This window comes from Heyndrickxia acidicola (assembly GCF_001636425.1).
Classification (GTDB): Bacteria; Bacillota; Bacilli; order Bacillales; family Bacillaceae_C; genus Bacillus_AE; species Bacillus_AE acidicola.
Genome location: NZ_KV440953.1, coordinates 3,307,074 through 3,322,034, shown reverse-complemented (window position 1 = coordinate 3,322,034; position 14,961 = coordinate 3,307,074). Strand labels below are relative to the sequence as shown.

Genomic DNA, 14,961 nt, shown 5'->3' with positions numbered 1-14,961 from the left:
TCCATCACATCATAGGCAGGGCCGTCCATAATATCATAAAAATCTAATGTTTTGTACCGAAGGAATTATCCCAAATGCTTGCAACGGTTACTCCGTATAGCATAATTAAGATAGTATCAGCACGATTTATTTTTTTAGGAAGAAAAAATATAATCAACCAAAGGATGGCACCGCTCGATAGAACAACCCAATCATTTACATCAAATGCTTTTTCAGCAATCATATTCTTTTGTGTCCTCCAGTCTGCCAAACATCAGTAATAAACATAGTGTTAGAGAGGAGATACCTCCAAAATAAAAGAAGGACCAGTAAAAATTCCACCAATTATACTGAAATACCTTTAATAAATGGCTTAATAAATCCATCAAAGACATAATGACAGCAAAGATGAAGGAGGAAAGAAAGACTAATTTGGCGCCCTCCAGTTTTTTGCTTGTTTCTTTATAGATAATGACTAAAGAACAAGGAACAATTATGGTTTTATATAATAGAAAAGCCCAATACAAATTTACTTTATTGCTTAGGGTAAAGCCTTTCCAATTCTCAGGTATGAGAATATAGAGATGGTTATGAATTAAAAGCAGCACGAGAAATAAAAAAGACAAATGCTTAAAAGAGGAAATACACTTTATAAATGCCATTAAGTACAATATGAGCCATGAAAGAAAAAAATAAAGTGAGAAAATCATTTAAAAACTCCTCATATTGTTGACCTGGTATTTTAGGGTATCTGCTAATTTTTAGCATTTGCTTTCTTTGAACCTAGCTACTATAGAGTGAATAACAGTAGTATCAACTCACCTTATTTTTTTATTCACAGCCGAGCAAGAACCTATGATAAAACAAACAATCTTCTGTGCGAAAACAGCTAATAATAATGATGTTACGAAGCATTCCTATCATAGGAATGTTTTTTTATGGAGTCCAATATAATCATTACAAATTAGAACTATAAAGGGAAAAGTCCCTTTAACAGTATGAAATGAAAGAAATGAAATTTAATTTCTAATGAATTTTTAATATATTTAGAATTTTCTAATGCTATAATAGCCACACAAGCAGGTGGTGATAAGGATAGAGGACAAAAGATACAGGGTAGGAAAGAAGTAAGGTAATCACATAAAAAATGGGATTGATTAAGGAGGTGAAGGAATGGAGACGTTGCTTGATGTTAACAACCTTCAAATTGAATTTGAAATTGATGAAACCTATTATCGGGCTGTTCAAAACGTTTCTTTTCAAATTAAACAAGGGCAGACGCTGGGACTTGTGGGGGAGTCAGGGTGTGGAAAAAGTGTTACATCGCTTTCTATTATGAGACTGCTGCAGCAAAGTGCTAAGATAACAGGCCAAGTAAAGCTCCATGGAACAGATCTGGTTTCATTACCGGAAGGAGAGATGCGCAAAATTCGCGGGGATGATATCAGTATGATCTTTCAGGAACCCATGACATCATTAAACCCTGTTCATAAAATTGGTGTTCAGATCATGGAGAGTTTGATACTACATAGCAAAACAACTCCAAAACAAGCCAGAAATAAAGCGATTGAACTGCTGAAGCTCGTTGGGATTCCACGGGCAGAACAGATTGTGGATGACTTTCCGCACCAGCTTTCCGGGGGAATGCGCCAAAGAGTCATGATTGCGATGGCGATGGCCTGCAATCCAAAGCTTTTAATCGCGGATGAACCAACTACCGCTTTGGATGTGACAATTCAAGCGCAAATATTGGATTTGATGCGAAAACTGGCAAAAGAAAATGATATGTCCATTTTACTTATAACGCATGATTTAGGCGTTGTTGCGGAGATGTGTGACTATGTTGCCGTCATGTATGCAGGAGAGATAGTGGAACAAGGAACTGTGAGGCAGATATTCAAGAATCCTAAACATCCCTACACCATTGGCCTGCTGAATTCCATTCCGCGAATGGCCGGTCCAAAAGAACGGTTAACACCAATCCAAGGAAACGTACCCGCACTTCGTAATATGCCGGAAGGATGCAGGTTTGCACCACGCTGCCCGCATGCAACAAACGTTTGTAAACAGCAGCCAAGTCACGTTCAAATTGAACCTGAACATTCAGCAAAATGCTGGTTACACGTTTAGGGAGGAGAAGCTTAAATGCCAGAGACATTACTTAGAGTAAACCAACTAAAAAAATCGTTTCCCATCCGGCGTGGTATTTTGCAGCGGGTGGTGGGCCATGTTCAGGCGGTAAATGGCGTTTCATTTACCCTTAATAAAGGGGAGACACTGGGAGTAGTCGGGGAGTCCGGGTGCGGAAAGTCCACGATGGGGCGAAGTATTCTGCGCCTGATTGAACCAACCAGCGGTTCTATTGAATTTGATCAGAAGGATATTTTAAAGCTGCCTAAGCAGCAGCTGCAATCCATACGAAGACAAATGCAAATTGTATTCCAGGATCCATATGCCTCGCTAAATCCTCGTTTCTCTGTTGAGCAAATTTTATCGAGTCCGCTGGAGATTCATAAGCTTTACTCGCCAAAAGAACGAAGTATGCGAGCCCGGCAGCTTCTCGAACGGGTTGGGCTTGATGCCGATTATGCCGTTCGTTACCCGCATGAATTTTCAGGGGGACAACGACAGCGAATTGGCATTGCCAGGGCACTTGCTCTACAACCTAAGCTGATGATCTTGGATGAACCAGTAGCAGCGCTTGATGTTTCAGTTCAATCACAAGTATTGAATTTGCTGATTGATCTGCAAACAGAATTTGATCTTACGTACATTTTCATTGCACATGATCTAAGTGTTGTTCGCCATATTAGCGATCGCGTTCTGGTATTGTATCTGGGGAAAATGGCGGAAATGGCAGATGTAGATTCTCTTTTCAATGAACCGCTACATCCGTATACCCAGGCACTTATGTCGGCAGTGCCTATCCCGGATCCGGATGCTAGAAGAGAACGGATTCTTTTGCAGGGAGATATTCCAAGTCCCGCAAATCCCCCTTCAGGTTGTCCGTTCCATACCCGCTGTCCGCACGCAATGTCTAAATGTTCAGAGGCAGTACCGGAATGGAAGGAAGTAAAACAAAATCATTATGTAGCATGCCATTTGTATGAATAAGAGAGGAGTGTGTACAAGGTGATGGAGGTTCAACCCGCATCGTCGGCAGCAGTATATCCTAAAGTAAAGCCATCGCTGGGAAAGAGAGCGTGGAAATCATTTCGAACGTTTCCGATGATATACATAGGATCGGCTATTGTTCTCATATTACTTATTTTTGCAGTATTTGCCCCCTTGATTGCACCGCATCCATATGCGAAGCAGTTCGCAGATGGAATTACAAGCAATGGAATGCCAACTTCTCCTAACCATAAGTTTTTATGGGGAGCAGATGCTTTAGGGCGGGATGTATTATCCAGAGTTATATATGGAAGCAGAGTCTCTTTAGAAGTCGGAATTTTCGCATCACTAATCAACTTATTGATAGGCGTGACCCTTGGACTCATTTCAGGTTATTTCGGAGGAATCGTCGATACAATCATTATGCGAATAACAGATACTGTGCTTGCATTTCCCTTTTTAATTTTTAACATGGCTTTGGTTGCTATCCTAAGCCCAAGCATCACGAATGTCTTTATTGCGATTGGAATATTAGGGTGGGGAGTCATGACACGGGTGGTTCGCGGTCAGGTTCTTTCTTTAAAAGAATTTGATTATGTCCAGGCAGAACGTGCTTTGGGAGCGTCCGCTAATAGGATTCTTTTTAAAGTCATCCTGCCCAATGTAATCGGTCCCGTCATTGTCCTTTCCATGCTCAATGTAGGCCTGAACATATTAACCGAAGCGGGTCTTAGTTATCTTGGTATCGGAATTCAGCCCCCGACTCCGAGCTGGGGAAATATGATTAACGAAGGGCTGCAGGCTTACCAGTATGCCCCGTGGATTTTATGGTATCCGGGTATTGCACTTTTGCTTTCTGTACTTGGCTTTAACTTATTAGGGGATGGACTGCGTGATATTTTAGACCCTCATAATGTTACACATTAAGTTTCCGTTTGTATTTTGCTAAAAAGGAGGAATAAGCGTGGCTTCCTATATTGTCCGCCGTTTGGGCGGTGCCCTAATTGTTGTATTTGGTATTTCAGTCGTAACATTCCTGCTGGTCTATGCCATTCCCTCTGATCCAGCCCGCATGATTGCCGGACAGAAGGCTACCCCTCAAGTAATCGCACAAATAAGGCATAATCTTGGCTTGGATCAGCCTTTAATTATTCAATATATTCATTATTTATGGAAGCTTGTGCAAGGCAATCTTGGCACGTCTTATATCTATAACCAGCCGGTTGGGACCCTGATTGGACAGCGGCTTGGGCCTACACTATTATTAGCGCTTGGCTGCTGGATTGCAGAGCTTATCATTGGAATACCGCTGGGGATTTACACAGCAAGGAGAGCTAGGAAGAAAAGCGACTATTTTGTCAGTTCCCTTGCACTTGTCGGAATTTCTTTGCCGGTTTTCTGGCTGGGATTGTTGTTATTGTATTGGCTGGGTTACAAGCTTCCGATCTTCCCGCTTGGCGGCAGCAGCGGGTTCCAAAGCTTGATTTTGCCATCTCTTACGTATGGAGTTACAGGTGCTGCCTACTATACCCGTTTGTTAAAAGCCTCCATGCTGGAAGTAATGGGCCAGGATTATGTACGCACAGCTAGAGCGAAAGGAGCATCAGAACGGAGGGTCATCTGGAGGCACGTCGTTCGGAATGCATTAATTCCTGTTGTCACATTCGGCGGAATTGATATCGGATACCTATTAACCGGTGTTGTTCTGATTGAAAATACATTTAATTGGAATGGTCTTGGTGTCTTATCCTATGAAGCCATTCCCCAATCCGATATACCCGTTATTATGGGGACTGTTTTATTAACCGCTCTTGTTGTAGTTGCTTTTACTCTTATTGTTGATGTTATTTATGCGTTTGTCGATCCGCGCATTCGGTACAGTTAATTTGTATGCTTGGTGGTCTAATTTACACCACCTGTTGGCATAAACCAAAAATACACATTTATTAAGGGGGAGAAATAATGCCTAAAAAGCGATTTAAAATGGGATTAACCACCATTGCGGCAATCAGCGCATTGGGAGTAGCGTTAGCTGGCTGCGGTTCACAATCTACTTCAACAAGTGCCAGTCCTGCGAACACAGCGAACAGTAAGCCTGTCGAAGGCGGAAACATTTTATTGGACACAGTTTCGAACTTTAAAGATTTGGATCCTGCTCTTTCGTATGATACGACATCAAATGAAGCTGTAACTGAGATGTATGATCAGCTGATAACATACGATAAGAATACTACCAATCTTAAGCCGATGCTGGCAGAAAGCTATACTATTTCCAAGGATGGACTCACATACACCTTTAAAATCCGACAAGGTGCAAAATTCTGGAACGGGGATCCTGTCACTGCCCAATCCTTTGTTGATGAGTTCAAGCGTGTGTTAGATCCTAAAGTTGCTTCACCTGGTGAAGGATTTATTGATCCAATCGTAAAAGGCTCCACAGAATACAACAAGGGCAAAAGCAAAACAATTTCCGGTATTACCACACCAGATGCCAATACACTGGTTATTCAGTTGACAAAGCCGCAGCCGTTCTTCCTTGATGTATTAGCAATGCCTTTCTTCTCTGCGGTTGACCAAACGTACATTAATAAAGTTGGAAATAAATCGTTCGATTCGAATACAGCAATGGGCTCAGGTCCGTTCAAGCTTGCTTCCTACGATGTCAGCCAAATGGTGCTTGAGAAAAATAAAAACTATTGGATGAAAGATAGCCATGGTAATCAACTGCCGTATCTGGATAAAATTACGATTCGAATTAATAAAAATGGTCAATTAGATGCGTTAAACTACCAACAGGGAAAAACAGCGATCATCGGAAATCTGTTCGGTTCTTCCGGTATTCCATCGGCATCGTACCCGCAATTTTTAACAAATCCTAATTTGAAGAAGACTGTTTATTCTGCCGCTCAGAATACCGTTGAATATTTGGGAATGAATAGCAAGGTTGCCCCATTTAATAACCCAAAAGTACGCCAGGCAATCGAATATGCCATCGATAAGAAGAAGATTCTACAGCTCTTGAATGGTCGCGGACAAATCGCAAATCAGCCATTGCCACCAGGAGTTCCAGGTTATGTGAAAGATCTTGCAGCGGATAGCCAATATTCGTATAATCCACAAAAAGCAAAGCAGATGCTTCAAGAAGCAGGGATCAAACCGGGTACATCACTTACGCTCTATAGCTATAATGATCCAGATGAAATGAAAATTTCACAATCTATTCAAAATGACCTGAACGCTGTTGGGTTCGATACAAAAGTAAACGCACCAGATTGGAACACTTTTTTAACTATTAACGAAAAAGGAAATACACAAGGCATTTACACACTTGCCTGGATTGAAGATTTCCCGGATGCTTCTGACTTTTTAAATACATTGTTTAACTCCAGCGAACAACCTGCTAATAACTCTTCCATGTACACGAATAAGCAGGTCGATGCGTGGTTAAATAAAGCGCAAAATGATACCAATCAACAAGAACGTATGGACTTGTATAAGCAGGTGACCGAACAAATCATGAAGGATGCGCCTTGGGTTCCGATGTATTATCCGGTTACTACTTATGCTGCACAAACCTGGGTACACGGTTTCTATATTAGTCCTGTTGTTCCAGATCCTCTTCAATATATTTGGATTGATAAAGATAAGTCACAAAGTTAATTCTTTCTGTAACATTAAAGCTAACACCCCAGGTGGGGTGTTAGCTTTTTGTTTGTTGAGATTTGATGCCGGTTTGCCGTGTGCAGGCAGTACAGAATGATGTTTTCGTTAGGAGATTGGCAACGTAGAAAAAGAGAAAGGGGAGAGTCCTTCATAAGGATGATGAAGGCTAAAACGAGGAAACAGGGAAGCTGAAAAGTCCTTCATAAGGATGATGAAGGCAAAAACGAGGAAACAGGGAAGCTGAAAAGTCCTTCATAAGGATGATGAAGGCCAAAACGTGGAAAAAGAGAAGGTGAAAAGTCCTTCATAAGGATGATGAAGGCTAAAACGAGGAAACAGGGAAGCTGAAAAGTCCTTCATAAGGTCGATGAAGGCCAAAACGAGGAAAAAGAGAAGCTGAAAAGTCGTTCATAAGGTTGATGAAGGCCAAAACCTGGAAAAAAAGAAAGTGAAAGGTCCTTCATAAAGGAAATGAAGGACACAACTCATTATAAAAGATTTATTCGTAAAAAGCCCATTGATGAATTCCGCTTATTTCAAGATTTTTTCCTAAAATCATTCTTATCCTCTTTTTCGATGTCACTGCCTTGCACCACTCGTGAACAATATTGGTTGTAATTTTTTCATTAGGAAAAAGAAGTTTAAATTCTTCTACACTTCGAATGACGGCAGCTGTAACCAATTCTTGATGTCCACAATCATTACAAACACAATTCCTTCCCTCAATAGAAATTGAAAATGAGGAGCACTTATCGCAAGTGATTCCCTTTTGTAAATCATCATAATTATACAATGGTAAAGTTTTAAAAGGAGAGTCATTTATATGCAGTGAAAGTAATTTTTCAGCTAGTATCTCATGTTTTTTATATAACTTTGAAGGTAGTGTATTTAGCTTTTTAAAATAGCTATTAAGCTGAGTAGGAAGAATAAATGGTTTATTGAGAGGTGCTTGGTATAAAGTGAATGCGGGGTTAATAAACACAACAGATGCATTAATAGGAATATTAATTCCAAGGTTTTGAAGTAACTGACGTAACAGTGATTCTCCTTTGCTTAATTGGAGAAGGGGATTACTCATCTCGGTTTGGGGCTTCTTGTAAAATCTATCGGATTCAAAATAAAAATCTCCTTCGAAGTTCTTTACTTCAAACAGATAGATAGTTTCTGAAGTAATAATAAGCGAGTCTATTTGGAACAGGGTGTTATTTAGTTTGAGCAGCAAATCATTTAAGATAAAGCATTCACATTCAAGATTTTCCGTCAAAGAATCAAATAATACCTCTCCTTCATAGCCCTTTTTCAGATTGGAATAATGCTGCTTGTCTTTAACTGATAGATTCATTCGAGTGTTTAAGGATTCTAAAATTACTAATTCAGTAGATTCATTGCGAGTTTTATAAATCATATTTCACATCCTTTACAAATTCTTCAAATTCTAAGTCTATTATAATATATAACGGTAAATCTATTGTAATACTTTATAAATAATTCTCTAAAATTAAAGCCAAATAGCCTAGGGATAGCCAAATTTAAGAGTAATTTAATTAAACATTTGTAGTCAACTTCTTTTTTAAATAGGCTCTTTTCGTAAACTTTGTTGCTATCTGACACGAAAAATGATTAAAATCGAGATTCTGTATTAAAACTTTAAATAACTGACGAAAAGATGCCACGAAGGTAGGCCACATACGAAAAGATTCTTTATACGTAAAGCAACAATCTATGCGAAAACAGCCTTAAAATAAACTGAATTCTCTTGACAATTTATAAGTAGGTTGATAAAGTTATAAAAAAATATTTCTTATCCAGAGAGGTGGAGGGACTGGCCCTATGAAGCCTCAGCAACAGGTCTTTAGCCAAAGACACTGTGCTAATTCCAGCGGGGTGATGATCCTGATAGATAAGAGCGTACGTTTTTATTTGTCAGCAGCGCACTCTTTAATAGAGTGCGTTTTTGCTTTTTCTGGATAGTAAAGGAGAGTAGAGATGGAGAAAAATCAAAAGCAGGATTTTCAGCGTAAAATGACAGCCCGCCATCTAGTTATGCTGTCGCTTGGTGGGGTGATTGGAACGGGACTATTCTTAAGTACTGGGTATACCATTCAGCAAGCAGGTCCATTTGGAACCATACTCTCCTATTTAATTGGAGCGCTAGTCGTTTATCTAGTCATGCTATGTTTAGGAGAGCTTTCTGTTCACATGCCAGAAACGGGTGCATTTCATAGCTATGCAGAAAAATACATTGGACCGGGTACAGGGTACACAGTAGCCTGGTTGTATTGGCTGACATGGACCGTTGCTTTGGGATCTGAGTTTACAGCAGCTGGTTTACTGATGCAAAGGTGGTTTCCATCCATCAATGTGTGGATATGGAGCGCTCTTTTTGCCATTTTAATCTTTGTTTTAAATATAGTAACAGTTAAGATTTTTGCTGAGTCTGAGTTCTGGTTTTCATCTATAAAGGTCATAGCCATTTTGCTTTTTATTATCATTGGAGCAGCAGCAATGACTGGCATTCTTCCAATGGCTCATTCCCAATCAGCTCCTTTCTTGTCTAATTTTAAACAGGACGGCATGTTTCCGCATGGGGCCCTTGCTATTGTCATGACCATGCTTGCCGTTAATTTTGCTTTTTCAGGAACGGAACTCATTGGAATTGCAGCCGGGGAAACGGCAGATCCGGAAAAAACAATACCGAAGGCCATACGTACTACCTTATGGAGATTAATCATCTTTTTTGTCGGCACAATCGTGATTCTGTCTGCGTTACTGCCTTTTTCAGATGCAGGAGTTTTAAAAAGCCCCTTTGTTGCCGTTCTGGACAGAATAGGAGTGCCTTATTCTGCAGACATTATGAACTTTGTCATCCTAATGGCTATTTTATCTGCCGCGAATTCCGGTTTATATGCTTCCTCCAGAATGTTATGGTCTCTTGCTAATAAAAACACGATCTCACCTGTTTTTGCAAAAATAACAAATCGTGGTGTCCCGATCAATGCCGTCATTTTCAGCATGCTGGGAGGGGCATTGGCTTTACTCTCAAGTGTTGTTGCACCGGATACTGTGTATATCGTGCTTGTGTCTATATCAGGCTTGGCAGTTGTTGTTGTCTGGATGAGCATTAGTGCTTCACAGTTTTTATTTCGCAGGAAATATTTGAAGGAAGGCCATTCGATAAAGGATCTGGTCTATTGTACGCCGCTATACCCGCTTATACCTATCGCTTCATTTATCCTGTGCCTGTCATCCTGCATTGGCATTGCATTTGATTCGACACAACGAATCGCCTTATATTGCGGCATTCCCTTTATATTGTTTTGCTACGGAAGTTATTATGTGACACAAAATATGAAGAAAAGAGGAGAAAGCTATGTCCAACAAAATCAACCCAATTGAGGCTATTTTATCTAAACATTCTGTTATGCTTCTTGACGGGGCATTGGCTACTGAACTGGAGTCCCTTGGATGCAATTTAGATGATCCGCTTTGGTCAGCACGCGTACTGCTAGAAAATCCGGATCTAATTTATCAGGTTCATTCTGACTACTTCCAGGCTGGGGCAGACTGTGCCATTACAGCAAGCTATCAGGCTTCTGTTGATGGATTTTCCAAGCGGGGAATAGAGGAAAAGGAAGCATTGGAATTAATTAAACAGTCGGTATTGATAGCGAAAAGGGCCAGAGATGATTTTTGGAAGGGAAATACGGAAACGAACAGGCCTAAGCCTCTTGTTGCGGCGTCAGTTGGACCATATGGGGCTTACCTTGCAGACGGCTCAGAGTATGTTGGCAACTACGGAGTATCAGATGATAGATTAAAAGAGTTTCATCGTTCAAGATTGTCCGCATTAGTAGAAGCAGGTCCAGATATTCTAGCATTCGAAACCATACCTTCTTTAAAGGAAGCAAAGGTATTAGGAGCCTTGTTGGCGGAATTTCCAGAAACCTATGCCTGGCTTTCATTTTCATTAAAAAATGAGGGGGAAATTAGTGATGGCACGAGGCTGGAGGAATGTGCAAAGGTATTTGAGGAAAATGAGCAAATTGCTGCTATAGGCGTCAATTGTGCTCCTATCTCCATTGTGGCAGATGCCATTCTTGAGCTGAAGGCAAACACAAATAAACTCATTCTCATTTATCCTAATTCAGGAGAAACCTACAATCCAGAAACAAAAACATGGCATGGCCAGGAACTATGTAATGGATTTGATGTAGATTCAGATGAATGGTACCGTGCAGGTGCACGATTAATAGGAGGATGCTGCAGAACAACTCCTCAGCATATTTATGAGCTTTCAAAAAAGTGGAGAGCTCCCCATTCTATTCAGATGGCGGAATCTTAACTACTTAATCGAGCAGATGCTTCATAGGAATTGAGCTAAAAGAGCAGCTATCCTTTGTGGTAATCTAAGTATCCCAAGAAAAATAAAAAGGCAAAATAAACACTGCTAAAGGTAAAAAACTTTCAGCAGTGTTTTTTCATAATATGGGGTTCTTTTTAATAAAGTACTTAATGAATATAAATCGTTTATCTAAAAATCCTTGTGCAATGGACAGCATGAAAGGAAAGATGGCATTGGAAACAAAGAGAGGTTCCGAAGAGAGGTCCGATCTTAATGTTATCTATATCGTTTTGGATGATGTAGGCTACTCTGCTTTAGGATGCTATGGTTCAGAAATTGAAACGCCTCATATTAATTCGCTGGCAAGAAGCGGCCTGAGGTACAACAATTTCAATGTAACCCCATTGTGTTCACCGACGCGTGCGTGTCTGTTAACTGGACGCAACTGCCACTCGGTGGGGATGGGAATGATTGCGGACGTAGATTGGGGGCCGGAGTATCCTAATAAACGAGGGAGGATATCTGATTCTGCTGCTACATTGGCTGAAATATTAAAGATGAATGAAATGGCTACTTTTATGGTTGGAAAATGGCATCTGGTTCCAGGCCATGAAGCTGCTTCAAGCGGCCCTTTTACTAATTGGCCGCTTTCAAAGGGGTTTGATCGGTGTTATGGATTTCTCTTAGCCAAGACCGATCAGTATGAACCGGATTTGATTTATGATAATCATCGTGTACAGAAACCCGGAATGCCCCATTACCATTTATCGGAGGATCTGGTTAATAGGTCGCTGGAATTTTTAACTGATCATATATCGGTTACTCCGGACCGGCCATTCTTTCTATACTTGGCATTCGGCGCACAGCATGAGCCGCATCAGGTTCCAAAAGATTATATAGAAAAATATAAGGGTGTATATGATATTGGATGGGACCAAATCAGAAAAGAGCGCTTTAATCGGCAAAAAGAAATGGGGATTGTCCCTCCAGATACAAAGCTGGTCGAACGAAATCCTGGAATTAAGGCATGGGACGAACTGACAACAAAAGAAAAGGACTTATTTATAAAATTTCAACAGACGTATGCCGGCTTTCTAACTCATACAGATCAGCAAATTGGGAGAGTCCTTGATTTCCTGAAATCAAAAAACAAGCTGGAGAATACCATTATTGTTTTACTGTCTGATAATGGAGGAAGCCAGGAAGGAGGCTGGAATGGTTCTATAAATGATGCCGCCTACTTCAATGGGATTGAGGAAAATGTAGATGAAATGTTTGAGCATATAGATGAAATAGGAGGACCGTATTCAAACGCCAATTATCCAAAAGGATGGGCTCAGTCCTGCAATACACCATTTAAATATTATAAGCAAAATACATTTTTTGGTGGTACCCATGTCCCCCTCATCATCCAATGCCCTCAGCATATTTCAGATCCCGGAGAGATTCGTTCCCAATTTTATCATGCTATAGATATTACACCTACCATTCTGGACCTCCTGAACATTGATGCCCCAAAAGTTTTTAAAGGTGTGAAACAATTGCCGCTTCATGGTGTGAGTATGCTGAATACATTTACCGATCCGTATGCTCCATCAAAGAGAAAAACACAGTATTTTGAAATGCTTGGGCATCGTGCTATTTGGGAGGACGGGTGGGTGGCTGTTACCTATCATGAAAGAGGTGTCCCTTTTGCAGAGGATCATTGGGAGCTCTATCATGTTAACCAAGACTTTTCACAAAATGATAATCTGGCAGAAAAATTCCCCAAAAAATTAAAAGAGCTTCAACTAAAATGGTGGGAGGAAGCGGAGAAATACAATGTTCTGCCTCTAAATGACAATCCATATACAAACAGGTTTGACGGCTTGCAGGAGGGAAGAACAATGTTTACCTTCTATCCTGGAATGGCTCATTTACCAACAACCGCAGCTCCAAGTATCAACCATTCTTCTTACTCCATTACTATTTCCATCTTTCGTTCGGATCCTTCAGAAGAAGGTGTATTACTTGCCCATGGCAGCCATTCAAGCGGTTATACATTCTATATAAAAGATAACTACCTAATCTATGAATATAATTATGCCGGCACTGTCTATAAGATTCAATCCTCCATTCAGATGCCCATTGGATTTTCAATCGTGAGGTTCGACTTTAAAGCTGAAGGGTTTATTCGAGGAACCGGCAAGCTATCAATTAATGAAGACGAAGCCGGTGCTCTTTATATGGACCCAACTCTCCCGTTTATGATTTCCAGTGAGGGATTAGATATTGGAAGGGATAGATTAACGGCTGTGAGCGCTAACTACCCGGTGAAGGAATTTCCGTTTAGCGGACACATATTCAAAGCGGTAATTGAGCTGTATGATGCTCAAGTAAAAAGAAAGATTTTAAAAAAGAGAAAAAGAGATTCCATTCACATTAGAATAAATGGGAAAAACTTTTGGGGTTAAATTCCTCTAGAGAAAAGGGGCGGTAAGTTGAGCGTATATCATAATTTCCATATTCTTGCTAAGCCTTCTGGCCCGATCTGCAACCTGGATTGCAAGTATTGCTATTACACAGAAAAAGAAGCTTATTATCAGAAGGGTCATTCTTTTCGAATGTCAGAGGAGGTTTTAGAGTCGTATATTAAACAATACATTGCATCTCAGGACTCACAGGAGATTGTATTTGCTTGGCAGGGAGGAGAACCGACATTAATTGGGATAGATTTCTTTTTAAAAGCGGTATCTTTGCAAGAAAAGTACGCGAATGGGAAAAAAATCACCAACACAATTCAAACCAATGGAACACTCTTGAATAATCAATGGTGTGAATTCTTTTCCGCCAATGGTTTTTTGGTTGGTTTAAGCTTAGACGGCCCCGAGTCTATTCATGATCAGTATAGGATAGACAAGGGAGGAAAAGCTACTTTTAAGCTGGTAATGAGAGGACTTGAACTGTTAAAAAAAAATGAAGTGGAATGTAACATCCTTACCTGTGTTACAAGAGACTCCGCTTATAAACCTCTGGAAATTTATCATTTTTTAAAGGAGCAGGACATTTCATATATACAGTTCATCCCTATTGTAGAAAGAGAAATGAATGAAGAAGCGGCAGAGCTTTCTTTAAGCCATGCAACTCCTCCATCTTTATTGATGGAAGAAGCACAGCAAACCGTCACTCCTTGGACAGTAGAACCAGGAATGTATGGAGAGTTCCTCAATCAAATTTTTAATGAGTGGGTAGCACAGGATATAGGCTCCGTTTATGTCATGAATTTTGAATGGGCATTGGCATCCTGGATTGGAATTCCTTCTCCCATTTGTATTTTCTCTGAAGAATGCGGCCGGGCAGTGGCAATGGAACACAATGGCGATCTGTTTTCTTGTGATCATTATGTCTACCCTGAATATCGATTAGGTAATATTGCGGATGGGTTATTGAATATAATGAACCTTCCATCACAGCGTGCCTTTGGCCGAAAGAAGAGCGATATACTTCCCTCCGTATGCAGAACCTGCCAGGTTCGATTTGCTTGCCATGGTGAATGTCCTAAACATCGATTTCTGGTTTCAGAGCAAAATGAGCCAGGGTTAAATTATTTATGCGCATCCTATAAAAAATATTTTAAGCATATTGATCCATATATGAAAATAATGAAGCAATTGCTGCAAGAGGGATTACCAGCTTCTGATATTAAAGAAATTCTTCCTGGAGGTCTGGGAATAAAGAGAAAAGTATAACACTTATTTCTATCGCAGTTTTTGAGAATGTGGTATTTTTTGTATATGGATGGAGACATATTTTCTCAAGCGTATTTACTTTTGCCATGATTGTCAATAATGTAACAAGTTCTTCATTCTTATAAAGAATGCTTT

General features: G+C 40.2%; 11 protein-coding genes and 1 riboswitch. Of the genes, 9 read left to right on the top strand and 2 right to left on the bottom strand.

What is annotated here, in order from left to right:
* Nucleotides 1–43: 43 nt before the first annotated feature.
* The gene (locus A5N88_RS15440; RefSeq protein WP_066267660.1) at nt 44–223 is read right to left on the bottom strand and encodes a hypothetical protein; all 180 of its coding nucleotides are present in this window, start codon (nt 221–223) and stop codon (nt 44–46) included.
* A 929-nt stretch (nt 224–1,152) separates the two neighbouring features.
* Here A5N88_RS15440 and A5N88_RS15430 point away from each other — a divergent pair.
* The 5 genes from A5N88_RS15430 (at nt 1,153) to A5N88_RS15410 (ending at nt 6,753) form a co-directional block, all read left to right on the top strand.
* The gene (locus tag A5N88_RS15430) at nt 1,153–2,109 is read left to right on the top strand and encodes an ABC transporter ATP-binding protein (protein ID WP_066267656.1); all 957 of its coding nucleotides are present in this window, start codon (nt 1,153–1,155) and stop codon (nt 2,107–2,109) included.
* Between the two features lie 15 nt (nt 2,110–2,124).
* Nucleotides 2,125–3,093, top strand: coding sequence for an ABC transporter ATP-binding protein (locus tag A5N88_RS15425; RefSeq protein ID WP_066267654.1), 969 nt, complete (start codon nt 2,125–2,127; stop codon nt 3,091–3,093).
* A 21-nt stretch (nt 3,094–3,114) separates the two neighbouring features.
* Entirely contained in the window at nt 3,115–4,020 is a 906-nt protein-coding gene (locus A5N88_RS15420; protein WP_066270591.1) for an ABC transporter permease, read from the top strand.
* A 37-nt stretch (nt 4,021–4,057) separates the two neighbouring features.
* A complete protein-coding gene (locus tag A5N88_RS15415) occupies nt 4,058–4,978 on the top strand; it encodes an ABC transporter permease (protein WP_066267652.1) in 921 nt (306 codons plus the stop codon).
* A 77-nt stretch (nt 4,979–5,055) separates the two neighbouring features.
* Entirely contained in the window at nt 5,056–6,753 is a 1,698-nt protein-coding gene (locus tag A5N88_RS15410; RefSeq protein ID WP_066267650.1) for an ABC transporter substrate-binding protein, read from the top strand.
* Nucleotides 6,754–7,255: 502 nt separating this feature from the next.
* On the opposite strand, the gene A5N88_RS15405 is transcribed toward A5N88_RS15410, so the two are convergent.
* On the bottom strand, nt 7,256–8,161 hold the full coding sequence (locus A5N88_RS15405; RefSeq protein ID WP_066267648.1) for a nuclease-related domain-containing protein: 906 nt from the start codon (nt 8,159–8,161) through the stop codon (nt 7,256–7,258).
* Between the two features lie 393 nt (nt 8,162–8,554).
* Nucleotides 8,555–8,663, top strand: a riboswitch (SAM riboswitch).
* A 79-nt stretch (nt 8,664–8,742) separates the two neighbouring features.
* Here A5N88_RS15405 and mmuP point away from each other — a divergent pair.
* The 4 genes from mmuP (at nt 8,743) to A5N88_RS15385 (ending at nt 14,826) form a co-directional block, all read left to right on the top strand.
* A complete protein-coding gene (gene mmuP, locus A5N88_RS15400) occupies nt 8,743–10,152 on the top strand; it encodes an S-methylmethionine permease (protein ID WP_066267645.1) in 1,410 nt (469 codons plus the stop codon).
* On the top strand, nt 10,127–11,098 hold the full coding sequence (gene mmuM, locus A5N88_RS15395; RefSeq protein WP_066267643.1) for a homocysteine S-methyltransferase: 972 nt from the start codon (nt 10,127–10,129) through the stop codon (nt 11,096–11,098). Before mmuP ends, mmuM begins: the two co-directional genes overlap by 26 nt.
* A 233-nt stretch (nt 11,099–11,331) precedes the next feature.
* Complete coding sequence (locus tag A5N88_RS15390; protein ID WP_232317584.1) at nt 11,332–13,551, top strand: arylsulfatase; 2,220 nt, start codon at nt 11,332–11,334, stop codon at nt 13,549–13,551.
* A gap of 27 nt (nt 13,552–13,578) precedes the next feature.
* Complete coding sequence (locus A5N88_RS15385) at nt 13,579–14,826, top strand: anaerobic sulfatase maturase (protein ID WP_066267641.1); 1,248 nt, start codon at nt 13,579–13,581, stop codon at nt 14,824–14,826.
* Nucleotides 14,827–14,961: the final 135 nt, after the last annotated feature.